The organism is Idiomarina sp. H2, from assembly GCF_004364275.1.
In the GTDB taxonomy this organism is placed as follows: Bacteria; Pseudomonadota; Gammaproteobacteria; order Enterobacterales; family Alteromonadaceae; genus Idiomarina; species Idiomarina loihiensis.
On the sequence record NZ_SNZY01000009.1, the window covers coordinates 23712 to 46735 of the forward strand.

The 23024-nt window shown below is 48.3% G+C and carries 25 protein-coding genes and 1 riboswitch; of the genes, 11 read left to right on the plus strand and 14 right to left on the minus strand.

Going from position 1 to position 23024, the window contains the following annotated elements:
* The first annotated feature begins 3 nt into the window (after nucleotides 1-3).
* From DET62_RS11865 to DET62_RS11890, 6 genes are all read left to right on the plus strand, one after another.
* A complete protein-coding gene (locus DET62_RS11865; RefSeq protein ID WP_235598926.1) occupies nucleotides 4-330 on the plus strand; it encodes a hypothetical protein in 327 nt (108 codons plus the stop codon).
* A 49-nt stretch (nucleotides 331-379) separates the two neighbouring features.
* The gene (locus DET62_RS11870; RefSeq protein WP_011234031.1) at nucleotides 380-1627 is read left to right on the plus strand and encodes a TolC family protein; all 1248 of its coding nucleotides are present in this window, start codon (nucleotides 380-382) and stop codon (nucleotides 1625-1627) included.
* On the plus strand, nucleotides 1624-2529 hold the full coding sequence (locus tag DET62_RS11875) for an efflux RND transporter periplasmic adaptor subunit (RefSeq protein ID WP_110014060.1): 906 nt from the start codon (nucleotides 1624-1626) through the stop codon (nucleotides 2527-2529). Before DET62_RS11870 ends, DET62_RS11875 begins: the two co-directional genes overlap by 4 nt.
* A gap of 10 nt (nucleotides 2530-2539) precedes the next feature.
* On the plus strand, nucleotides 2540-5671 hold the full coding sequence (locus tag DET62_RS11880) for a CusA/CzcA family heavy metal efflux RND transporter (RefSeq protein WP_110014059.1): 3132 nt from the start codon (nucleotides 2540-2542) through the stop codon (nucleotides 5669-5671).
* Nucleotides 5672-5808: 137 nt separating this feature from the next.
* Entirely contained in the window at nucleotides 5809-6045 is a 237-nt protein-coding gene (locus DET62_RS11885) for a hypothetical protein (protein ID WP_011234028.1), read from the plus strand.
* Nucleotides 6046-6082: 37 nt separating this feature from the next.
* Nucleotides 6083-6544, plus strand: a complete 462-nt coding sequence (locus tag DET62_RS11890; protein ID WP_011234027.1) for an RDD family protein — start codon at nucleotides 6083-6085, stop codon at nucleotides 6542-6544.
* Nucleotides 6545-6567: 23 nt separating this feature from the next.
* Here DET62_RS11890 and DET62_RS11895 read toward each other — a convergent pair whose 3' ends face one another.
* Entirely contained in the window at nucleotides 6568-7203 is a 636-nt protein-coding gene (locus DET62_RS11895) for a cation diffusion facilitator family transporter (RefSeq protein WP_011234026.1), read from the minus strand.
* Between the two features lie 159 nt (nucleotides 7204-7362).
* Here DET62_RS11895 and DET62_RS11900 point away from each other — a divergent pair, with 159 nt between their 5' ends.
* From DET62_RS11900 to DET62_RS11910, 3 genes are read left to right on the plus strand one after another with little or no spacing between them, the layout of a single operon-like run.
* Nucleotides 7363-9000, plus strand: a complete 1638-nt coding sequence (locus DET62_RS11900; protein ID WP_011234025.1) for a CTP synthase — start codon at nucleotides 7363-7365, stop codon at nucleotides 8998-9000.
* Between the two features lie 39 nt (nucleotides 9001-9039).
* Entirely contained in the window at nucleotides 9040-10332 is a 1293-nt protein-coding gene (gene eno, locus DET62_RS11905) for a phosphopyruvate hydratase (protein WP_110014058.1), read from the plus strand.
* Nucleotides 10286-10963: a hypothetical protein gene (locus DET62_RS11910; protein ID WP_110014057.1), complete on the plus strand. Its 678-nt coding sequence runs from the start codon at nucleotides 10286-10288 to the stop codon at nucleotides 10961-10963. The genes eno and DET62_RS11910 overlap by 47 nt, the downstream gene beginning before the upstream one ends.
* Here DET62_RS11910 and thiH read toward each other — a convergent pair.
* From thiH to DET62_RS11965, 11 genes are all read right to left on the minus strand, one after another.
* A complete protein-coding gene (gene thiH, locus DET62_RS11915; protein ID WP_110014056.1) occupies nucleotides 10914-12056 on the minus strand; it encodes a 2-iminoacetate synthase ThiH in 1143 nt (380 codons plus the stop codon). The genes DET62_RS11910 and thiH overlap by 50 nt on opposite strands.
* Nucleotides 12053-12823 carry a thiazole synthase gene (locus DET62_RS11920; protein WP_110014055.1) on the minus strand — a complete coding sequence of 257 codons (771 nt, stop codon included), beginning with the start codon at nucleotides 12821-12823 and terminating at the stop codon, nucleotides 12053-12055. Before DET62_RS11920 ends, thiH begins: the two co-directional genes overlap by 4 nt.
* Nucleotides 12824-12826: 3 nt before the next feature.
* A complete protein-coding gene (thiS, locus tag DET62_RS11925; protein ID WP_110014054.1) occupies nucleotides 12827-13027 on the minus strand; it encodes a sulfur carrier protein ThiS in 201 nt (66 codons plus the stop codon).
* Nucleotides 13011-13769 (minus strand): HesA/MoeB/ThiF family protein, encoded by a 759-nt coding sequence (locus DET62_RS11930; protein ID WP_110014053.1) that lies wholly within the window; start codon nucleotides 13767-13769, stop codon nucleotides 13011-13013. Before DET62_RS11930 ends, thiS begins: the two co-directional genes overlap by 17 nt.
* Nucleotides 13759-15276, minus strand: a complete 1518-nt coding sequence (gene thiE, locus DET62_RS11935) for a thiamine phosphate synthase (RefSeq protein WP_243735011.1) — start codon at nucleotides 15274-15276, stop codon at nucleotides 13759-13761. Before thiE ends, DET62_RS11930 begins: the two co-directional genes overlap by 11 nt.
* The gene (gene thiC, locus DET62_RS11940; RefSeq protein WP_110014051.1) at nucleotides 15273-16979 is read right to left on the minus strand and encodes a phosphomethylpyrimidine synthase ThiC; all 1707 of its coding nucleotides are present in this window, start codon (nucleotides 16977-16979) and stop codon (nucleotides 15273-15275) included. Before thiC ends, thiE begins: the two co-directional genes overlap by 4 nt.
* Nucleotides 16980-17062: 83 nt before the next feature.
* Nucleotides 17063-17181, minus strand: a riboswitch (TPP riboswitch).
* A gap of 40 nt (nucleotides 17182-17221) precedes the next feature.
* On the minus strand, nucleotides 17222-17866 hold the full coding sequence (locus tag DET62_RS11945) for an SCO family protein (RefSeq protein WP_011234016.1): 645 nt from the start codon (nucleotides 17864-17866) through the stop codon (nucleotides 17222-17224).
* On the minus strand, nucleotides 17859-18611 hold the full coding sequence (locus DET62_RS11950) for a formylglycine-generating enzyme family protein (RefSeq protein ID WP_110014050.1): 753 nt from the start codon (nucleotides 18609-18611) through the stop codon (nucleotides 17859-17861). The genes DET62_RS11945 and DET62_RS11950 overlap by 8 nt, the downstream gene beginning before the upstream one ends.
* A 10-nt stretch (nucleotides 18612-18621) precedes the next feature.
* Nucleotides 18622-19779, minus strand: a complete 1158-nt coding sequence (locus tag DET62_RS11955; RefSeq protein WP_034820614.1) for a multicopper oxidase domain-containing protein — start codon at nucleotides 19777-19779, stop codon at nucleotides 18622-18624.
* Nucleotides 19780-19812: 33 nt separating this feature from the next.
* Nucleotides 19813-20205 carry a cytochrome c gene (locus DET62_RS11960; protein ID WP_011234013.1) on the minus strand — a complete coding sequence of 131 codons (393 nt, stop codon included), beginning with the start codon at nucleotides 20203-20205 and terminating at the stop codon, nucleotides 19813-19815.
* A gap of 134 nt (nucleotides 20206-20339) precedes the next feature.
* Entirely contained in the window at nucleotides 20340-21134 is a 795-nt protein-coding gene (locus DET62_RS11965; protein WP_110014049.1) for a hypothetical protein, read from the minus strand.
* Between the two features lie 88 nt (nucleotides 21135-21222).
* Here DET62_RS11965 and DET62_RS11970 point away from each other — a divergent pair, with 88 nt between their 5' ends.
* Nucleotides 21223-21879 (plus strand): Fe2+-dependent dioxygenase, encoded by a 657-nt coding sequence (locus DET62_RS11970; protein ID WP_110014048.1) that lies wholly within the window; start codon nucleotides 21223-21225, stop codon nucleotides 21877-21879.
* Between the two features lie 14 nt (nucleotides 21880-21893).
* Here the strand turns inward: DET62_RS11970 and DET62_RS11975 are convergent, their stop codons facing one another.
* Complete coding sequence (locus DET62_RS11975) at nucleotides 21894-22316, minus strand: MAPEG family protein (RefSeq protein ID WP_110014047.1); 423 nt, start codon at nucleotides 22314-22316, stop codon at nucleotides 21894-21896.
* A gap of 31 nt (nucleotides 22317-22347) precedes the next feature.
* Nucleotides 22348-22650, minus strand: coding sequence for a DUF2007 domain-containing protein (locus DET62_RS11980; protein ID WP_034820623.1), 303 nt, complete (start codon nucleotides 22648-22650; stop codon nucleotides 22348-22350).
* 107 nt (nucleotides 22651-22757) lie between these two features.
* On the opposite strand from DET62_RS11980, the gene DET62_RS11985 reads away from it, so the two are divergent.
* A complete protein-coding gene (locus DET62_RS11985; protein ID WP_011234008.1) occupies nucleotides 22758-23024 on the plus strand; it encodes a DksA/TraR family C4-type zinc finger protein in 267 nt (88 codons plus the stop codon).

Below are 23024 nucleotides of genomic sequence, written 5' to 3' on the forward strand. Positions count from 1 at the left end.
GGCATGAAAATCTCATGGTTACTCATTACAGTCATCCTGATACACAGCTTTTTTACCTGTGCGTCTGTGGTTGGCCATATGGAAGACGCAAGCCACAGCAGTGTGGATGTTGTTTTTGATGTAAACCATGGTTTGGAACATAGCCCGAATTCTTCATCTTTAGATCTTGAGCAGGGGCACGACCACCAGTTTCATGCGCACGTTAGTTGCATTACTGGTTATGGCATTAGTGTCTCTGCTTGTCCCGTTATTACCGAAGCTCAACCTACCGCTGTGATTTTTGATAAGGGTTTAGCCCATCAACCGCCGGTTCCCCCACCAAACGCTTAATCTCCATTTCTACCGTCATTTTTAAATAGCGAACAATTGGAGAAAAAACATGAAGCGTTTGAGCTTCGTGGTGGTCTTTCTGGGTGCCATATTGGTGTTTCCGGTTAGTGCTGCCGCGTCAGATTTAACTTTAAGTGATGCATTAAACCGCACGCTGAAGAGTAACCCCGATTTACAAAAGTACGATTACCAACAGCAGGCCGCCGAGGCACTGACTCTGCAGGCTGAGTTTTCACCTAACCCGAGAGTTGGACTGGAAGTTGAAAACTTTGCTGGCTCTGGTGAAAGCTCCGGTCTGGATAATGCGCAAATGACGTTATCGTTCTCTCAGGTCATTGAGTTAGGAGAGAAACGCCAGCAGCGCATTAATGCGGCAACAGCCGAAGAAAAAGTGCAACGGGCCGAGTTTGAATACCAGCGCATTGAGGTGCTGGCACAAACAACACAACGCTTTTACCAGGTACTCAAGTTGCAGGAGTTTATTAGCCTTAGCAAGCAGCAACTCCATCGTACGGAGAGTCTGTTAGAAACAGCACAGGAGCGGGCAAATGCCGGCGCGGTTCCAAACTCTGAGGTAACCCGTATCCAACTTCAGCGCGAGAGCCAACGGGCTGATATAGAGGAACTGAAAGGCCAGTTGGCTAAAGCGCAGGCAAAGCTCAGCGCAATGTGGGCTGAGCAGCCAAACTTTAACCAAGTTTCGGGGACTTTTTATTTCCCCTTAAAGTTGCCGAAGCAATCCGACGTTCTAAATGCAGTAAATAAAGCGCCTGAATATTTACGCCTGTTAGATTCCGAACACTTATTGCAGGCTCAGGCAAAGGCGTTGGAAGCAGACTCTACCTCTGACTTAAGTCTCGGATTTGGCTTGCGTTACAACAATCAGTCGGATGATACCGGTTTTGTGGTTGAAGCTTCGATGCCATTGCAACTGCAAGATCCTAATATTGGGCGTATTCAGCAGCGTCGGGTTTTGCATCAATCGAACCTGCAGCAGCAGAAACTGGTGCGAACTCAGTTGCGCTCGCTGGCACTGGCGCTAATAAACAGCCTGCAAACCCACCAAAACTACCGACAAAAAGTGAAAGACACGCTATTGCCATTGGCACAGCAACTGGTCGAACAAACGAACCAGGGCTATGTGCGCGGTACGCATTCGCTATTGCAGGTGCTGGATGCGCAAAATGAGCTAGCTCAGCTCGAGTATCAAAGAATTTCGCGGGAGCACGCCATATACAGCGATGTCATTCAGCTGGAACGTATGACCGGACAAGCATTTTTAGGAGAACAGCAGTGAAATTATCAACTTACTTTTTAGCAGCTGCTTTGTTGGCTGTCTGTAGTTACACCCACCAAATCTGGGCGTCGGAAGATGACCACCATGAAAAGTCGCATACCGAACTGAGTGATAAAGCCATTGAAAACGCCGACCTGAGCATGGGGCAAGTTAGCTCTCAACGCATGGCTGTGACTCAAACCGTATTCGGTGTAATTGCCCCGGAGAATAACAATATTGCGCATATTAGCGCCCGCTATAAAGGCATTGTGAGTTCGCTTAATGCCAATATCGGCGACTCAGTTGAAAAGGGCGAGGTACTTGCCGTAGTCGAAAACGTCAGTACAGGTACCAGGTTCAGTGTAGTCAGTCCCATTAGTGGCGAGGTTTCTGAACGATTTACTAATGTTGGTGAGTTAGTGGATCAGCAACCTTTATTTCAGGTAATTAATACCGCTTCAGTTTGGGTAGAGTTGTCAGCTTTTCCCGAAAACGTGGAAGCAATGCAGGAAGGTCAGACTGCCGAGGTATATGACTTACACCACCATAAAATGGTAAGCGGTACAGTATCTTACATTGCACCTCAGATGACCGGCGGTCACATAGCCCGGGCACGCGTCGTGTTGCCCAATAAGTCAGGACATTGGCGGCCGGGTATGCATGTTAAAGCGGATGTCACAACTGACACCTTTACTGCCAATGTCGCGGTTGAGTCCGATGCGATTCAGAACTTGAACGGAAAAACCGTGGTTTTTATCCGCGACGGCAATCGGTTTGAAGCCAGTGAAATTAAAACCGGTCGCAAATCGGGTGACTACGTGGAGGTTCTTTCGGGGCTTGAGCCAGGCGCTGAGTATGTCATTGGCAACAGTTATCTGATTAAAGCCGACATTCTCAAACAGGGTGCAGGGCACAGCCACTAAGGGGACTATCATGATTGATGCACTCATTCGCTTTGCGGTTGAACGCCGCTGGTTAGTGGTGGCTGCGACCTTTTTGATTGCGGCCGTTGGTGTGTACAGCACCATGAAACTGCCAATTGATGCGGTGCCGGACATTACCAATGTACAGGTACAGGTAAATACCGAAGCACCGGGTTACTCACCGCTGGAAACAGAACAACGTATCACTTACCCGGTAGAAACGGCTATGGCGGGTATTCCGAAGCTGGATTATACCCGCTCAATTTCTCGTTATGGCTTGTCTCAGGTGACGGTGGTATTTGAAGAAGGCACTGACATTTACTGGGCCCGGCAACAAATCAGCGAGCGGTTGCAGCAAGTTAGGGGTGAGCTGCCGCAAGGCGTTGAACCCGCTATGGGTCCCATTGCGTCAGGCCTAGGTGAAATTTTTAATTACGTTGTCAGATCAAAACCCGGAGCAACCGACGCAGAGGGTAACCCTTACACTGCGGAAAGCCTGCGCACCATACAGGACTGGATCATTAAACCGCAGTTGGTAAAAGTACCAGGGGTTACCGAAATAAACAGTGTCGGTGGCTATGAAAAGCAATACCAGGTTGCACCTGACCCGGGTCGTATGCTGGCTTATAAAGTGACCATGCAAAACTTGCTTCGGGCCCTGGATTTGAACAACCGAAACGCTGGTGCCGGTTATATAGAAAAGAACGGGGAACAATGGCTGGTGCGCTCGCCGGGCCAGTTACAATCTCTGGAAGAAATTGGCAATGTGGTGGTATCCAAGCGGGACGATGCGCCGGTTCGGGTTCGCCATATCGCTGAAGTCAAACTGGGTAAACAACTGCGTACCGGTGCGGCTACTTCGAATCAGGAGGAGGTGGTTCTGGGCACCGCCATGATGCTGATTGGCGAGAACAGTCGCATAGTGGCACAAGCGGTGTCTGAAAAGCTGGAACAAGTTCAGCAAAGCCTGCCGGATGGCGTGGTCGCCGAGCCCATTTATAACCGTACTACCTTGGTGGATAAAACCATTGCCACGGTTGAGAAGAACCTTTTTGAAGGCGCGGTTCTGGTTGTTGTGGTTCTGTTTATTCTGCTCGGGAATATACGAGCGGCCTTGATCACCGCATGCGTTATCCCGCTTAGTATGCTGTTTGCTATTACCGGAATGGTCACGAATAAGGTGTCCGGCAACTTGATGAGTCTGGGCGCGATAGACTTTGGCATTATTGTCGATGGGGCCGTTATTGTAGTGGAAAATGCTCTGCGACGACTGGGTAATGCGCAACAGCGGTTAGGAAGGGTGTTAAGAACTCAGGAACGCCTGATTGAGGTCATGAAAAGCACGCGTGAGGTATTTAACCCGGCAGTATTTGGCGTTCTCATTATTATGTTGGTGTATCTGCCTATATTTGCATTAAGCGGCGTGGAAGGAAAAATGTTCCATCCTATGGCTTTCACCGTAGTTGCAGCGCTGCTGGGTGCCTTGATTTTCTCGGTCACTTTTGTTCCTGCCTCTGTGGCTATCTTTGTCCGTGGCAATATTAAGCACGGCGAGAACAAAGTCATGCGCGGCGCTCGTAAAGCCTATCAACCGGTGTTACGAGGTGCGTTAAAACTTCCGGTGTTTGTTATTGCTATCGGTTTCGGTCTATTTGCGGTTTCTTTGTTTCAGGCAAGCCGTATGGGAACGGAGTTTTTGCCGCAACTGGACGAAGGCGATATTGCCATGCATGCGCTGCGAATTCCGGGCACAGGCTTACAGCAGTCGGTCGATATGCAAAAAGATGTAGAAGCCGTGGTTGCTGAATTTGCCGAAGTAAAGCGCGTCTTTTCTAAAATTGGTACACCGGACGTGGCAACGGATCCGATGCCACCGAGCGTGGCCGATACCTTCATTATGCTGAAGGAACGCAAAGACTGGCCCAATCCGGATAAAACGAAAGAGCAACTGGTCAGTGAAATTCGTATGGCGGTACAAGAGTTACCCGGTAACAAGTACGAATTTACCCAGCCAATAGAAATGCGGTTTAACGAGCTGATTGCTGGCGTGCGGGCCGATCTTGGTGTACGTATATACGGCGATGACCTTGAGCAGCTCAAACAACTGGGTGACTCCGCGGCGGCTATTATCAGAGAGGTTCCGGGGGCTTCCGGCGTGCGCGTTGAGCAAATGACCGGCTTACCTATCTTGTCTGTTGAACCTAAGCGAGACCATTTGGCGTTGCTGGGGCTTACGGTTGCTGATGTACAAAGTACACTGAAGAGTGCTGTAGGCGGTATTCAGGCCGGGGTTATTTATGAAGGTGACAAACGTTTCAAATTATTGGTTCGGCTGGACAATGACTGGCGGCAGAACATTGAAAAATTGAAACAACTGCCGGTAGATGTACCTGCGGCAAATAACCCAGAGCTACAGTACGTGCCGTTAGGTGAAGTGGCTAAACTGACTTTAGCTAATGGGCCTAATCAAATTAACCGCGAAAGTGGTAAACGGAATGTCATTGTCAGTGCCAACGTTACTGACCGCGATTTGGGCTCATTCGTTAATGCGGTTCAGGAGAGTTTAAACATAAACCTGGATATTCCGACTGGTTATTGGATTGATTATGGCGGCACTTTTGAGCAGTTGAAGTCAGCGTCACAGCGCTTAAGCCTGGTGGTTCCGTTAACGCTGTTGCTGATTTTAGGTCTGCTGTATAGCGCCTTCGGTTCTTTAAGCAGCGCATTGATTATCTTTACCGGAGTGCCGCTTGCATTAACTGGCGGAATTTTCGCTTTGTCATTGCGAGGGATGCCTCTGTCTATTTCTGCGGCGGTCGGTTTTATTGCTTTGTCCGGCGTCGCGGTGTTAAACGGGGTTGTTATGCTGTCTTTTATCCGGCAGTTACTCCGTGATGGCTTACAGCTGAAAGACGCTGTATTTGAGGGAGCGCAACAACGTCTGCGACCGGTATTAATGACCGCTCTTGTCGCGAGCTTAGGCTTTGTTCCTATGGCATTTAATACTGGTACAGGAGCAGAGGTTCAACGGCCTCTGGCCACCGTTGTTATTGGCGGTATTATTTCGTCAACGCTTCTGACGCTGGTTGTTCTACCCGCGTTGTTTTATTTGGTAAATCGATTTAAACAGGCGAAAACGTAATTTTATTAATGCTTCCGAATAAGCGCGTTCACCTCGAACGCGCTTTTTTATTGATTTACCCTTAACAAGCAAGTTTAACTTTATTAACATGCTTGAAACATCAAGTTCCGATTATAAGCGACTATTAAGGAAACACCATGAACTCAGGCGCGAAGGCATTAGCTGCTAGCGAAACTAAATTCGACCGCAAAGCCTTTACCATTTTATTTTCCGTTCTAAGTTTACTTTTCGGTGTGGGAATTGGAGTAGCAATAAGCACGGTAGAACTAACCGGCAATTCTGAAATGTACGCTCAACTTGCTTTTAGTCTGATACCCGCAGCTGTTATTTGGACATATGTTCTTTTTCATTATCTAAAACGGTTTGATGATTAAGCCTCGATCATTAAAAACGGATTGGAAAGGGACAATAATGGAAGATAAAAAAGAATACGCTAAGTACGCCGGGTTTCGAATTCGCTTTGCAGCGATGTTAATTGACGTTGTTATCTTGGTGATTTTGTTTTCAATACCCGTTGGATTTATCTACGGTCAGGAGTACTGGCAAGGTGAAAAGCTGATATACGGCTTCTGGGACGTACTGATTAACTACGTTATACCGGCCATACTGACTATCTTTTTCTGGATTAAGTTCTTAGGAACACCCGGTAAAATGATATTGAAATTACGGGTAGTGGATGAGCATACTGGGGGGACCCTGAGTATAGGGAAAGCCATCGGCCGTTATTTTGCTTATATTCTCTCTATCCTTCCGGTTTTTCTAGGCTTCTTCTGGATAGGTTTTAGCGACAAAAAGCAGGGCTGGCACGATATATTAGCTGGTACCGTAGTGATCCGCAGCGAATCTAAAGGGCCTTTTGAGTTTAGATCTTAGCGTTTTTTGCTATATTCTGGAGCCTAGCCGCAGCACCCCGAAAGGTCAGTTTTCTCACCCGCTTTTACTGCTCGTGCATCGCGAATAATGCGTATTGCAGAGCGCAGCACAATTAAAGCAATGACTGTGGCTATGACTAAGTCCGGCCAGGCCATATTAAGCTTAGCAACCAGCAGAGCTGAGAGAATTACCCCGCCGTTCATTATCATGTCGTTGCGCGAGCATATCCAGCTGGCACGAATGTTAATATCGCCATTGCGCGAGCTGTACAGCAAAGCGAAACAAGCGATATTAACGGCAAGAGCGAGCAGGGCAACCCAGAGCATCATGTTGGCGTTAGGCTGGCTGCCAAAAATTAAACGTTGTAACACATCTGCCAAAACCACAAGTGCCAGCACGGTTTGCAGTGTGCCGTTAAGAATGGCGGCGTTGGCTTTGTATTTTATGGCTTTACCAACAGCATACAAACTAACTGCATAAACCAGAGTATCCGCCAGCATATCTAATGAGTCGGCAAAAAGCCCACTGGACTCTGCTAACCAACCCGCAATAAATTCAACGAAAAACATCACTCCGTTAAGAACCAGCACGGTCCATAATAATGTCCTTTGTGCTTTGTCGATGTGTTGTTGTGCGGTGGTGCCACAGCAGGACGACATAAAGTAACTCCGAATAGGTTTTAGCTGGCGCTATACTAGCAAAAGTGCTTGGTTGGAGACAGGTGGCGTGCTTTTTATTTGTTGTTAAGGTCGTCTTTCGGTATACTACTTTCCCGTCTGAATGCAATCCCAAATTTGACCTGACCAACTAGGTATCACATGGCGACAAACTATATTTTCGTAACCGGCGGAGTTGTATCCTCGCTGGGTAAAGGCATTGCTGCAGCCTCCCTGGCGGCAATTCTAGAAGCACGGGGCCTTAACGTTACTATCATGAAGCTGGATCCCTACATTAACGTAGATCCGGGTACCATGAGTCCAATTCAGCACGGTGAAGTTTTTGTCACCGTAGACGGAGCTGAAACCGATCTTGACCTTGGTCACTACGAGCGTTTTATCCGCACCCGTATGACCAGCAGCAACAACTTTACCACCGGCCGTGTCTATGAAGACATTATTCGCCGTGAGCGTAAAGGTGAGTTTTTAGGAGCGACCATTCAGGTCATTCCTCACATTACCAACGAAATTAAGCGTCGTGTTATTGAAGGCAGTAAAGGCTTCGACATTGCCATTATTGAAATTGGCGGCACGGTGGGTGACATTGAGTCACAACCTTTCCTTGAAGCCATTCGTCAGTTGGGCACAGAAATTGGTCGTGACCACACCTTATTTATGCATCTGACCCTGGTGCCATTCTTAGGCGCTGCGGGTGAGGTGAAAACCAAACCGACTCAGCACTCAGTGAAAGAACTGCGTTCTATTGGTATTCAACCAGATGTATTGGTGTGTCGTTCGGATCGCTCCTTACCGGCAACAGAGCGTTCGAAAATTGCTTTGTTTACCAATGTAGAAGAGCGAGCGGTTATTGGCTTGCGCGACGTAGACAGCATTTACAAAATTCCTTCTATGTTAAAGGCCCAGAGTTTGGATGACATAGTCACCAAGCGCTTTAATTTAGATTGCCCCGAAGCCGACTTGCATGAATGGGAAGAGGTTCTGTATCAAGAATCTAATCCGAATGGTGAAGTGACCGTCGGTTTTGTCGGTAAGTACGTTGAACTGCCGGATGCCTATAAGTCGGTGAACGAAGCGCTGGCTCATGCCGGCCTTAAAAATCGTTTAACGGTAAACATTCGTTACATCGACTCTCAAGACTTAGAAACCAAAGGTACGTCTAAGCTTGAAGATGTGGACGCTATTTTGGTGCCAGGCGGTTTTGGTGATCGTGGCATAGAGGGCAAGCTTATTGCGGCAAAATACGCACGCGAGAATAACATTCCTTACTTAGGCATTTGCTTAGGCATGCAAGTGGCAATGATTGAATTTGCCCGTAATGTTGCTGGTTTAACCGGCGCTAACAGCACTGAGTTTGATGAAAATTGCAGTGACCCGGTAGTTGGTCTTATCACGGAATGGATGGACGCCAGTGGTCAAAAAGAACTGCGCGACAAGCATTCCGACTTAGGCGGCACGATGCGTCTTGGTTCACAGGAATGTCATTTAGAAAAAGGTTCTAAAGCGCTTAAAATGTATGGCAAAGAAACCATTGAAGAGCGTCACCGCCATCGCTACGAAGTAAACAACCATTACATTGAGCCGCTGGAAAAAGCAGGCTTAAAAATCACGGGTTACTCGCATGACAAGCAGTTAGTTGAGATTCTGGAAAACCCGAAACACCGTTGGTTTGTTGCGGTACAGTTCCATCCGGAGTTCACTTCAACGCCGCGTGACGGGCACCCGTTATTTAAAGGCTTTATAGAAGCTGCAGGCGAATTTCATAAAGAGCGTTTGGGTTAATAACCCGGCTAATGATTAAGCATTAAACAGGATTAAAGCATGAGTAATATTGTTAAAGTTATTGGTCGCGAAATCATGGATTCCCGCGGTAACCCAACCGTTGAAGCTGACGTTTATTTAGAGTCGGGCCATATGGGCCGTGCAGCGGCACCAAGTGGCGCTTCAACCGGTTCACGTGAAGCTCTGGAGCTGCGTGACGGTGACAAGTCGCGTTACCTGGGCAAAGGTGTTGAAACGGCGGTTGCTAACATTAATGGTGCTATTGCTGAAGCATTAAGCGGTATTGATGCGACTAACCAGGACGCTGTCGACAACATTATGCTAAAGCTCGATGGTACTGATAACAAAGAAAAGCTGGGTGCTAACGCCATTCTGGCTGTTTCTCTGGCGGTGGCTAAAGCAGCGGCTTTGAGTAAAGGCATCGAGCTGTACGAACACATTGCTAACCTGAACAACACCAGCGGTAAATACAGCATGCCATTGCCAATGATGAACATCTTAAACGGCGGTGAACATGCAGATAATAACGTGGATATTCAGGAGTTCATGATCCAGCCGGTTGGCGCTGAAAGCTTCAAAGAAGGCCTGCGTATGGGCGCTGAAGTGTTCCATGCTCTGAAAAAGGTTCTGCAGAAGCGCGGTTTAAGCACAGCGGTTGGTGACGAGGGCGGCTTTGCGCCCAACCTGGCGTCTAACGAAGAAGCCTTGCAGGTGATTGTCGAAGCGGTTGAAAACGCGGGCTATAAAATGGGCAGCGACATTACCCTGGCTTTGGATTGCGCGGCCTCTGAATTCTACCGTGATGGTAAATACGAATTGTCCGGTGAAGGCAAGTCCTTTACTGCGGAAGAGTTTGCCGACTACCTGGCAGAGCTTTGCGATCGTTACCCAATTATTTCTATTGAAGACGGCCTGGATGAAAGCGACTGGGACGGCTGGAAAGTCTTAACCGAAAAACTGGGCAGCAAAGTACAGTTGGTCGGTGATGACCTGTTTGTGACCAATACGCGTATTCTGAAAGAAGGTATCGACAAGTCGATTGCCAATTCAATTTTGATTAAATTTAATCAGATTGGTAGCCTGACAGAAACCTTAGCAGCTATAGCAATGGCGCGTGAAGCGGGTTATTCGGCGGTTATTTCTCACCGTTCAGGTGAAACCGAAGACGCCACCATTGCCGATTTAGCAGTAGGCACCGCAGCGGGTCAAATTAAAACCGGTTCACTGTGTCGCTCTGACCGGGTTGCTAAGTACAACCAATTATTGCGTATAGAGGGCGATCTTAATGGCCAAGCGCCTTACCGCGGACGACAGGAAGTCAACGCTGGCTAATCAACAGGCGGACATATTTCAGCCGCTGGCACAGCAAGGCGATTTTGCCGAGCTGTGTTCAGCGCTGTATGAACGCGAATTACCTCAACTTGCGCAGGTTAATGATATGCCTGTTGCGGCTTTGCAACGTCGTTTAGCCAGTCTTCCGCACTATATTCGTCACGCCGCTCATGGTTGTCTTAACGCGGTACAACATTCGCCGTTAAAACTGGATGTTCAGAACGCCAGCTGGCAAGCCCCTCAGCCGACAAAAGTTCCTTCAGCTGGTATATCTGCTGAAGGGCAGAGCCAATGGTTTGCTAAGCATGCCGCTTTGGGGTTGGTGGTTCCGGTTCGCTATCAAACCCCTGAATTTACGACCATAATGCTGGACAGTATCGACCGGGTGGATCCTGATAAAAAGCGTCTGCATCTGAATTACCGTGGCTGGTTTGATTTTACCGGGCAGGGTGAACATAGTCAGGATACCTTACTCAAGCCTAATAAGCGCGTTATGACCGCAGCCAGCTGTGGACATCAGTGGAATCATAAAGGGCGCGTTAACCCACGCACCTTAACGCTGCGTGAGTTGTTACTGGTGGCTACTCTGGACTGGAAAAAGTTTCAGGTGGCATTGCGGATAGCTCGTTAAGCCAGTCCTGCCATACCGGTTGTAATCCTTTCGCTTTTATTGCCTGCGCCACTTCACTTACTGGCCTGTCGTCATCTATGGAAAACTGTTCCAGCTCTTGTTGCTCGTTGGCGTAACCGCCGGGCTGAGTTTTCGATTCGGCACTGACCGAGGTCACACCTAACCGGAACAATCCATCACGAAGCGCCTGCTGTTCGCGCGTGGAAAGGCTGAGCTCTACATCGGGGAACCGCAACCGATAGGCGCAAATTAACTGAACCAGTTGTTTATCAGAAATTGTTTTTGCGTTATCGACACCTCCGGCACAGGGCCGTAGCCGGGGAAATGACAATGAGTAACGACTGCGCCAGTAGCGTCGCCGCAGATAATCCAAGTGCAGGGCGGTAAAGGTGCTGTCGATACGCCAGTCCTCCAGTCCAATCAGCGAGCCCAGGCCAATTTTATCAATACCGCATTCGCCCAGGCGGTCGGGCGTTTCAAGCCGCCAGCGGAAATCGCGTTTTTTGCCTTTTAAGTGATGTTTAGCATAGGTGGCGGCCTGATAAGTTTCCTGATAGACCATAACCGCATCCAGACCCAGCGTGCGTAGTTCAGCGTATTCTTGGGTAGCCAATGGCTGCACCTCAAACATGACATAGCTGAAATAGCGTTTGATAATAGGTAGCGCGTGACGAAAATAATCAATACCTACCTTGGTTTCATGCTCACCAGTCACTATCAGCAGGGTGTCAAAACCTTTGGCTTTTATGGCCTGACATTCCTGCTCGATTTCAGTTGGTGACAACGTTTTACGCTTTAAGCGGTTACTCATGGAAAAGCCGCAGTAGCTGCAATCGTTAGCACAAAGGTTCGATAGATACAGCGGAATAAACAGGTGCAGGGTATTACCAAAGCGCTGCCGGGTCAGTTGTTGTGAGCGCTTTGCCATAAGGGGCAGATAGGACTCCGCCGCGGGCGACAGTAACGCCATAAAATCGTCTGTATTCAGATGTTTTTTGTTTAAAGCGGTTTCAACGTCAGCCGCGTTTTTACTGTAAAGATGCAGGCGGGTATTGTCCCAGCTGGTTTGCTCCCAGACAGTGTAAAAGCTCATAACGACTCCAGAAATTCCGTTAACGGGCTGGATGCGGACGCTTTCAATGAAGCATTCTGATGTAAGCCTGCTTCAAAGGCCTGGCGTCCAACAATAACGGCATCGCGAAAGGCTTTTGACATAGCGACAGGGTCATTCGCAGTAGCTATCGCGGTATTTACCAATACGGCGTCTGCGCCCATTTCCATGGCTTCAACGGCGTGGCTTGGCGCTCCAATGCCCGCATCGATAATGACCGGCACCGAAGCCTGCTCGATAATAATCCGTAGGAAGTCCCGAGTAATCAGGCCCTGGTTTGAGCCTATGGGGGCGCCTAACGGCATAACTGCCGCACAGCCAACTTCCTCCAAGCGTTTACACAAGACCGGATCAGCACCGCAGTAGGGCAGTACGGTAAAGCCCTCTTTTACTAATGCTTCAGCAGCTTTTAAGGTTTCTATCGGATCCGGCAGCAAATAGTTGGGGTCGGGGTGTATTTCCAGTTTAAGCCAATGGGTACCTAAAGCTTCACGGGCAAGGCGTGCAGCAAAAATCGCGTCCTGCGCGGTTTTTGCGCCGGAGGTATTGGGTAGTAGCCGTAAACCCAAATTTTTAATGGGTGTGACAATGTCGTCAGTGGGGCGCTCAAGTTCAACGCGCTTTAATGCCAGCGTTACTAACTCGCTACCGGAAGCCGCAAGGGACTTCTGCATAATATCCGCGCTACTGTATTTGCCTGAGCCTATGAGTAAGCGGGAATGAAAATCGCGATCGGCTATTTTCAGCATGGTTTAACCTCCGGCCACAGCCTGAACAAGTGTAATGGTATCGTTTTTTTTAAGCTCGGTTTGTTGCCATTGCTCCCGGTGTATAATCTGTCCGTTTAAAGCGACGGCAACGGCCGAGGTATCGACGTTCTGAGCAGACAATAGCTGCGATAAATTGCTTTCCTCAGTAATCTCATAATCTTTGTCATTAATTTGAATGTGCATTTTGACCTCCGCATACAGGGCATGAAGCGGCCCGGGGTAAATAGAGTTGTTGCCAGTTTTGCGATAAGCCATTGAAGGTTTGCAGGTAACCCCAGACAAGCTTATGTCCGGTAAAATAATTAATTGCCAGTAGCGCCTGACTGGATCCCATAATGCCCACAACAGGAGCGGCTATACCCGAGTTACTGCAGTTCAGTGGTTCGTTAACATCGTCAGGATATAGACACTGATAACAGCCGTGGGAATGCTCCGGGTTAAGCGCAATGAGTTGCCCGTTAAAGCCGCGCGCCGCAGCAGAAATGAGCGGGGTGTTCAGTCGGTAGCAGCTTTGATTGATAAGGTACCGGGTCTCACGATTGTCGGTGCAGTCGAGGACTAAATCGGCTTGTTCGGCGAGCGCGTCCAGGTTTTCTTCATAGGCCTTTTCTTCAATAGCGGTGATACGAATGTCCGGGTTTAACCGTGACAAAGAATGACCAGCTTGCCGCGCCTTGGACAAGCCAATATCATCGCTGGAATAGAGTGTTTGCCGCTGTAAGTTGCTGAGGCTTACGGTGTCATGATCGACCAGTGTGATTTGCCCAACGCCCGATGACGCCAGATATTGGCTGGCAGGACAACCGAGACCACCCAAGCCAATAATCAGCACATGACTTTTGAGCAAACGCTGTTGTCCGGTTTCGCCAATTTCTTTCATCAGTATATTGCTGCTGTAACGCAGAAGTTGTTCGTTACTCAGCATGAGCAACCTCGTTCTTTTCTTTAACCTCGAGTTCAGCTTCCATCTCCGTTAGTAGCTGATGAACAGCCTGCTCTACGTTTCTGGCAGCAGTAATCGCGCTAACAACCGCTATTCCGTTTACGCCAGTAGCTGTTACGGGAGCTACGCGCTCTAAAGAAATGCCCCCAATAGCGACTGTCGGTATGTTCGTTGGCGCTAATAACGCGACATAGCGGCGTAGCCGCTGCAACCCCTGCGGCTTGGATGGCATAGTCTTGGTTTGAGTTGGGAAAATATGACCTAACGCGATGTAAGATGGCGTGTACGCTTGAGCAATCAATAACTCGGTGTAGCTGTGAGTGGAAATGCCCAACCTCAACCCTGCTTGCTGAATAGCGTGAAGGTTAGCCTCGGTTAAGTCTTCCTGACCTAAATGCACGCCATAAGCGTTGTGCTTAATAGCCAGTTGCCAGTGGTCATTAATAAACAACTGCGCTGAATATTTCTCTGCCAGCTGAATGCTTTTTTTAATAGCGGTTTCCAACTGAGGAGCATCAGGATCTTTAATACGCAGTTGCAGTGTCTTAATGCCCAGTTTTAAGAGCTTTTCTATCCACTCGTAAGAATCCACTACCGGATACAATCCGGGTTCCTGGTCTAGACTGGGAAACTGGAGGTCAACACAGGGCAACTCCGGCGTATTAATCTTTGGAAAATGGTCAATTTGCTGTGGCCAGTGTGTATGAGCAACAGGGCCTGGTCCTCTGCCTATACCTTTCGCCTCAATCAGGCCCTGATGCACGTAGGCATTAGCGACTGTTATGGCATCCTCAAGTGGATAGTCATGTGCTAACGCCGCGGCAATGGCTGAAGACAAGGTGCAGCCTGTTCCGTGGCTGTGTTTTGTTCTCAACTTCTGCTGAATGTACTGGGTATGTCCATCGGAGCTAAGGTAATAGTCAGAGATTTCATCGGCGCGACCAAAATCGGTGCCTGTTACCAGAATTCGGGACAGTCCGGCCTGAAAGAGTTGTTCTGCAGCGCGATACATTGAGTCCTCATCAGTAACCTCTAATCCGCTCAACCAACTGAGTTCATCCAAATTCGGTGTCATAATATCAACCAGCGGGAATAACTCCGCGCAATGTTGAGGCTTGAGCTCCGACAGGCGATCCTGCTGAGTGCTGACAACCACCGGATCCCAGACCACGAAAGGCTGGGGAAGGGGATCAGACCATTGCTTTAAAAAGTTAGCCACACACTGAAGCTGTTGCACATTACTAAGCAACCCAATTTTTATCGCAGCAGGCGGCATGTCCTGTTGCAGGCATTCCAACTGCTGACGAACGGCGTCAGCAGCTAACGGGAATAACCCGGTGGTTGCAACAGAGTTTTGGGCGGTAATTGTGCTTATGACACTGCAGCCATGCACGTTCAGACTACGGAACGTGTGCAAGTCCGCCTGAATGCCTGCGCCACCGCCGCTGTCAGAACCTGCGAGGGTCCATACGACAGGTACCGACATCATTCTGCTCCTTCGGTCGCCGCATCTTTCACTTTTACATCAATGCGGGTGTCAGGATTATACTGACGTACCTCGTGAGAAATTTTCATGGAGCAGAACTTAGGACCGCACATGGAGCAAAACTGCGCGGTTTTGTTCGAATCCTGAGGCAGTGTTTCATCGTGATAGCTGCGAGCTGTAACCGGGTCCAACGCCAGGTTAAATTGATCCTCCCAGCGGAATTCGAAGCGGGCTTTTGACATAGCGTCATCCCTCGCCTGAGCGCCTGGGTGTCCTTTGGCTAAATCGGCGGCATGAGCCGCTATTTTGTAAGCGATCATCCCCTGTTTTACATCTTCCTTGTTAGGCAAGCCTAAGTGTTCCTTCGGGGTAACATAGCAGAGCATGGCGCAGCCAAACGCGCCAATCATGGCAGCACCAATACCTGAGGTAATGTGGTCGTAACCGGGTGCGATATCGGTGGTTAGCGGCCCTAAGGTGTAGAACGGCGCGCCGTGACAGTGCTTTAACTGCTCATCCATATTTTCCTGAATTTTATGCATGGGCACATGGCCGGGGCCTTCTATCATCACCTGTACATCGTACTCCCAGGCAATTTGAGTCAGCTCGCCTAGTACCCGAAGTTCTGCGAACTGAGCTTCATCGTTGGCGTCGGCAATGGAGCCGGGGCGCAAGCCGTCCCCTAAAGACAGCGACACATCATATTTCGCACAAATTTTGCAGATGTCCCGGAAGTGTTGATAAAGAAAGCTTTCTTGCTGGTGCGCCATGCACCATTTCGCCATTATCGAACCGCCACGGGAGACTATGCCGGTAACTCGCTTTGCAGTCAGTTTAATGAAGTCGTGCAGTACGCCGGCGTGAATCGTAAAATAGTCCACACCTTGCTCAGCCTGTTCCAGCAGTACGTCTTTAAATACTGGCCAGCTCAGATCCTCAGCAACGCCATTGACCCGTTCTAAAGCCTGATAAATAGGCACAGTACCAATAGGCACTGGACTGTTGCGTAAGATCCATTCCCGGGTTTGGTGAATATTACGGCCGGTAGATAAGTCCATTACGGTATCAGCGCCCCAGCGAGTCGCCCATACCAGCTTTTCGACTTCTTCTTCAATAGACGAACTAACCGATGAGTTACCAATGTTGGCATTCACTTTAACCAAAAAGTTGCGGCCAATAATCATTGGTTCTGATTCGGGGTGGTGGGTATTAACGGGAATAATCGCGCGTCCACTGGCGACTTCGTCGCGCACAAATTCCGGCGTTATGGGGTTTTCAAGGTGCTCCCGCCCCATATTCTCGCGCAGTGCAATGAACTCCATCTCAGGGGTTATCACGCCGCGCCTTGCGTAAGCTAACTGCGTAATGCCGTGATTGTATTGCTGGTTCTCGCTATGGCGATCCTGAATCCAGTTCTCACGAACCTTTTTCAAACCCACTTTTACGTCAATTGCAGCTTCCGGGTCGCCGTAAACGCTGGAGGTATCATAGACATCTACCGGTTCGTTTGGTGGTAGCTTTACGCCCGGCGTGGGTTGGTGCAAAGTTTCGCTAAGGTGAATGCGGCGAAAGGGAACCTGGATGTCTTTGTTGCTGCCTGAAAGAAATTCACGGCTGGAATTAGGGTAATAATGCCCGGATAGCGATGATAAAAAAGATTCAGCCTGTTGGCGGTTTAAACGATTATTCGATGGTGCAGTTGACATAGCATTCTCTCATTTTGTTGATGTTAGAGATGCTTGTCAGGAGTGTTGAAAGGAACACCAGCACAGAAACGACGGTCGTGTCATGCTGATGCTCTCTTGTTCCCTTCGCAGGTATTAGCCTGATCAGGTTCAACGGATCCCGCAATTGCGGTCTCAGCCGGTAACTTCATTAAGAAAGCTACCGGCACTCCGACAAGATTCCTTTTTAGTGGAACAAAATCTTAGAGCGAATGCAACCGCTGTTAATCGTTAACCAGTTTAGCGACAACGTTAGCTGGCTTCTCCATTGGCTGGCTTAGGCCTTCTATGCGTTCAACAATAAGCCCTTGTTTATCGAGAATAGTGATCAAATTGCTGTGATCAAAATCACCGTCCGGACGCTGTCGATACCTCACGCCAAGTACTGTAGCTAAGGTTCTGATATCCTGCTCCGAACCGTTCAGAAACAGCCAGTTGTCGTTGTTAAGTTGATACTGCTTAACATAGTCAGCGAGTGCCTCGGGTGTATCGCGATCGGTGTCAAAACTCACCATAACGAGCTTAACTTGCTGTTTAGTGTCTTCGTCCAGCTTGCTGTATAAGCGTTTTACGTCATGAACCAACACTGGGCAGGCGGTGGTGCAACTGCCATAAATCATGGAAAGAATAACGGGATGACCTTCAAGTTCTGAAAGCTTGAGTTGGCTATTCTTATGCGTGTTCCAGGTAGCATCTATCTGGTATACCGACTCGGAGTGAGAGACCTCTGCTGCGTTCATTGCCGTATGATTGCTGTGGTCGTTAGCTGTCTGATTCTTGTGCATATTGTGATGCGAGTGATCCTGCGCAAAAGACTGGACAGCAAAGATCAAAGAAGCCAGGGCGGTCAATTTTAGCAATTTATTCATGGTCGTTCTCCAGGTCGTATGCGCAACGAAAACCCATAGTGCTGGTCGCACTTTGCGGGGCGTAATCACTGCGTGACTGATAACGGAAAAATGTGGCGTAATTGGCGTTACTAAAACTCGACATAAAGCGCGCTCCGTCGCCACATGAGCCGGAGAGCAAATCGACGTCATCGCCGTTGGTTAATAATAATTGATAGTCGTCTACCCATTCGTTGACACGGTCGTGCATGTGCATCAATTGGTCAGCATTTGGGTCGACGGTTTGTTGTTTCGCACTGTGTGGCTGGCTGTACCAGGCAAACAGGTTACGGGCATAATCATCGTCGCTGATGTTCTGCTGTTGCCGATATTTGACCGACGCATACTCCCACTCGTTAAGACCAGGCAAACGGCCACCTTGTGCGGAGCAGTATTCGCGTGCGGCAAACCAAGACACATAAGTGACTGGTTCGTTGTCTTTGCCTTTAGCAAATTCAGTATTATCATCCCAATGCTTCAGGTAATTTCCATCATGGAATAGGGCAGCGATGTTGTCTCGCTGCCACTGAGGTTGTTCAATGACAAATTCCAGAAACTCTTGGTTAGTGACAGGGGTTGCGTCCAGCATGAAACTTTCCATTTCTATACTGAGGCGCTCTTTGTCCAGTAAGACCGGAGGTTCGAAAGTACCCCCATTGATCAGAACTGGATCAGCGAGCACTAAGGGTGACAATAAAACACCTGCAACTCCAAGCCACTTAACCATAAGTTTCCCCTTATTTCTCTTTACGCGGACCGGCAATTAATGCACCAGCTGCGCCACGCTCTGCATCAGCAAATTCGTGATCGACCAACTTATAGATGCCTTCTTCCGGAACAATAAATTCAATGGTTGCGCTGTTACTGGCACCCAGCAGCACGGTTTGCATGCCATACCATTCGTTACGCGGATCACCTTCGTACCAGACACGGTCGAAAATCGCACCAATTACGTGGAAGCTGGAAGTGCCTGAAGGACCTGCGTTTAAAACATGTAAGCGCACACGGTCACCTTCGTTCGCTCGTAAAGGGTTGTCGCTAAGTGCTGCAACATGTCCGTTAAAGGTCACATGACTTGGCTGGCGGTCTAAAGCTGCACCGTGGTTATAGATGTAGTTACCTTCAGATGCTTCTTCCAGATAGTGCTCTGACTGAACCAGAACGAATTCTTTATCAACGTCTTTGTCAGTTGGGTAGCCATCTTTAGGAGATACCACAACGGCGCCGTATTGGCCCATAGCTGTGTGCATGAGTACGCTGGAAGTACCACAGTGATACATATAAGTACCCGCGTAGTTGGCTATCCATTCGAACTCAATAGTTTCACCAGGAGATATTGTGCGCCATTTGTCTTCCGCTGCTACTGTGCCACTATGAAAGTCCATAGAGTGGGGCATTGGGTTAACGACTGGCTGGTTATTCTGATAACCGTTGGCCTGCAGTTGCTGAATGAACGGAGCACCATTTTTAACTGGCTTAGTAATAGTCACTTCTTCGTCAGAGCGGTTTTTCATTTTGAAGATAACACGGTCACCTTCACGTACGTGCAATACCGGGCCGGGTACTGAGCCACCGAATGTCCAGGCCGAATAGGTTACTCCCGGTGCTACTTCTATTTTCTGAGAGAAAACATCCATGCGTATGTCATGAGTTTTGTTACCTTCGTAGTCAAGTTTCGCTATGTTTGGAACCTGAGTCAGATAGTCGCCAACAACCGCTGGGCCGTTGTAGTCTTCGCGGTAGACTTTAGCTTCTGGTAATCCAAAGATTTTACCATCAATGACATATTCGCTGTCGTGCTTAAGGCTGAGCTCTTCCGCATTAACCGGAGCTGACGCTGACGCCATAGCAGCCAGAAGAGAGGCACTGATAATTGATAAGCTTAGAGTTTTCATAATGATTTTTCCTTTAACTGATAACAAATAGGTTTAACGCAAACTGGCAACGGCTTCGGCTGTGATAGTCTCACTGCCGCCTGCAAGATCGGTATTGATGTAGTTAGCTAAGGTCGCTATATCGGCGTCTTTCAGATAACCCATGGGCGGCATAGCTCCGTTGTAATTTGTTCCGTTAACGGTTAGCGCGCCGGACTTACCATTGATAATTGTCTTAGCTATGTAGTCGGGGTTATCTTTGATATTTGTATTTCCTGCCAGCGGAGGAAATACGCCCTGCATGCCTTTGCCATTTGGTTGATGACATGCCTGACAATATTTTTTGTAAACGTTTTCGCCTTCGCCTGCGTTGGCTGACTGGCTCATAAACAAGCCAGCTAATGAAACGGCAATGACTGAAATTTTGCAAAGAGACTGAATGCTCATAACGACACCTTCGTAATTGACTTAAGATGCCTTTAGAATACTGCTTTAATGAGCTTTTGCGAGTGAAATGAAGGGGTAACTCAGGCCTACTCCTTTATGTGTAAAAGAAGTAAGCCGAATGCAGGTGGTAGGTATTAAATGCTGCGTGCTTCCAGTTCAATACGAGAGGCAGCACCGTAAATTTTACTCGGATCTCCCTCAAATTCACCTTCTGGGGTAGTAGTAGGCCAGAGGTTTTCAAGGTTACTGATGACCTTGCGGGTTTCGCTAATGGCTTCTTCAGCTTTTTCTGCTTCTTTATCATTAATACGGTTTAAGCGTTCAAGCGCAATTTCTTTAAAGCCCATGGCGTCTTGATATTCGTGAACATTAGTGACTTCGCCATTTTGAATGCCTATAGCGTACTCGTCGGCGGCTACCATTAGCATTGATGAAACACTCAGTATGACGTCTTTAGCTGACATGTCAGCAATAGGCTCGTTAGCGCTGATAGAGTCCAGCAGAGCCTTGTAGTTGTTCATAACCGTGTCTTCATCTTTATCATTAATGACACTTTCCGCCAGAGTATTTAACGGTTCGGCAAACCCAGGCAAGCCGCGTGCTTCAAATGCTTCAGTAAGACCACTATAGAGCTCGTCACCGGGGTGTTTCATGTGAGTTTTAGCCATTTCAATGTGGCCTTGCTCGTACAGTTTCATTCCCACCCATAAATGGCCGCGAATAAAACCGAGCTGAGCCAGAAACGCCGTGTCATTGGTGTTTAAATCAATTTCAGGAGCGGCCATTTCGCCTTCTGCCATAGGGGCAGCCATGAACATGGAAGGTGCCGCGCCCGGTTGCGTCAGTGGCGCTGCTGTTACCTGTGATGCTGCTACGGTGGTGGCCAGAACACTGCCAACGCCAAGCCAAACTTTTTTCTTTTCAAACATATAAAGACCTTAGTATGCTTTTTTGAGAGAGTTAACTAATGTATATTTGCAGAAATGATAACTATTCGCAAGTTAGAAGTGTGAAAGCATGATATTACAAATTAGCAATGCCGTAGATACAGATACGGTAAAGAGTATTGTTGCAGGCCTTGATGCCGGGCAGTTTAGTGATGGTAAGAAAACCGCAGGCTGGGCAGCGAAAGACGTAAAAAATAACCAGCAACTGTCGGGTAAAAAGTCTGAGGCAGCTACAGAAGTGCTGCTGGACAGGCTTCAGCAAAACGCTCTGGTGCAATCGGTTATGCGGCCAAAGCAGGTGGCGCGGGTGACTATAAACCGATATCAGCAGGGAGAGTACTATGGTACTCACATGGATGATTCCTTGATGAACGGGGTAAGAACCGATATTTCTTTTACGCTGGGTTTGTCACCCTTATCGGATTTTGATGGTGGAGAGTTGGTTATTGAGGATGCCAGTGGTGAGCGGAGCTGGCGATTGGGGCAGGGGGATATTCTTATGTATCCGAGCCATTACCTGCATCGGGTTAATCCGGTGACTAAAGGTTCCCGGCTGGCAATGATAGGCTGGGTGCAAAGCTTGGTTAAACAGCCGAATTACAGGGAGCTACTCTTTGATATAGAACAATCGTTGAAAGCTGAATTTGATGCAAACGGTAAGTCTGAAAACTTTGATCGCCTGACCAAGGTGTTTCATAACCTGTTAAGAGAATGGGCTGATGTGTGATCAGCCCATTGTATTTAGATGAGAGTTATGCCGCACAAAACCAATAACGCAACATTGGCTGCTAGCCCAATCATAAAGAAATAGCTGCGGGGGCTGGGGTTTTTCTCCGTTGCTATGGCGTAGTAAAGAACCATGTGAATTAAGCGAGCAATAGCGAAAATCCAGATAAATATCCCTGTCCAGAAAGCGCTGACACCTATGAAGAAGGCCAGAAATACTGTGCCCAGCATCAGCGGATAGTTTTCTAACGAGTTCATTAGCGTGCGGTGAGCACGAAACACAAAAGATGAATGACTCAGTGAGTCGTCGATTTTACCCGGAACGGCACCGGGTTGTTTCGCTTTTTGACCGCTGGCAATAACCCATTGAACCAGCAAAATGACCAGAGCAATGAGTACGCCCCAATAAGCCATTGTATAAGTTTCACTTCCGTTCATTTTATGTCTCCTTTTGTTCCGTATGATTTGGTTAAGCTGGGCTACCGCAACTCCAGCATACTTCAAAAGCGGCTCCGTTAATTTCCTGACAATTATTGCAACGCCAGTCCGGGCCGTTCGCTTGTTCTTCCATATTTTCAATCAGTGTTTTTGCGACAGCGAGTTGAGTATCATCAACAAGCCATAATTCAGGCCAGGTATCCAATGGCGCTAAATCACCAGCGGCGCCACTGGAAAACTCATTTTTCATAACTGTTTCAATGCCTTCCATTTGTAATAGGTTACGGGCGTTTTCCACTAATAGTTTGTTTTCATGGGTATAAATAAGTTTCATAGTCGTTTCTTATAGGTAAAACCTGAATAGCAATGTATTTTTACGTTATAGTTAATGTATCAGACTCAGCGTCTGTTTGTGTTCTCCATTTTTCTAAGGAGTTGTATATGGCGGGTGGCTGGTCGCACGATGGTGCCGTACAGGAACAAATTGATGCCAGTACCGAAGATGAAGTAAAACGTGTACGCAGCAAACTTACCGGCGGGGAAAGTCTGGAGTTTTGCGAAGAATGTGGCGAGCCTATTCCGGAGGCCAGGCGCAAAGCGATTCCTGGTGTTCGTCTGTGTGTGGAATGTCAGGCGGAACTCGACAAGCAGGACTCAAACAAAGCGGGTTTTAACCGGCGTGGAAGTAAAGACAGCCAGTTACGTTAA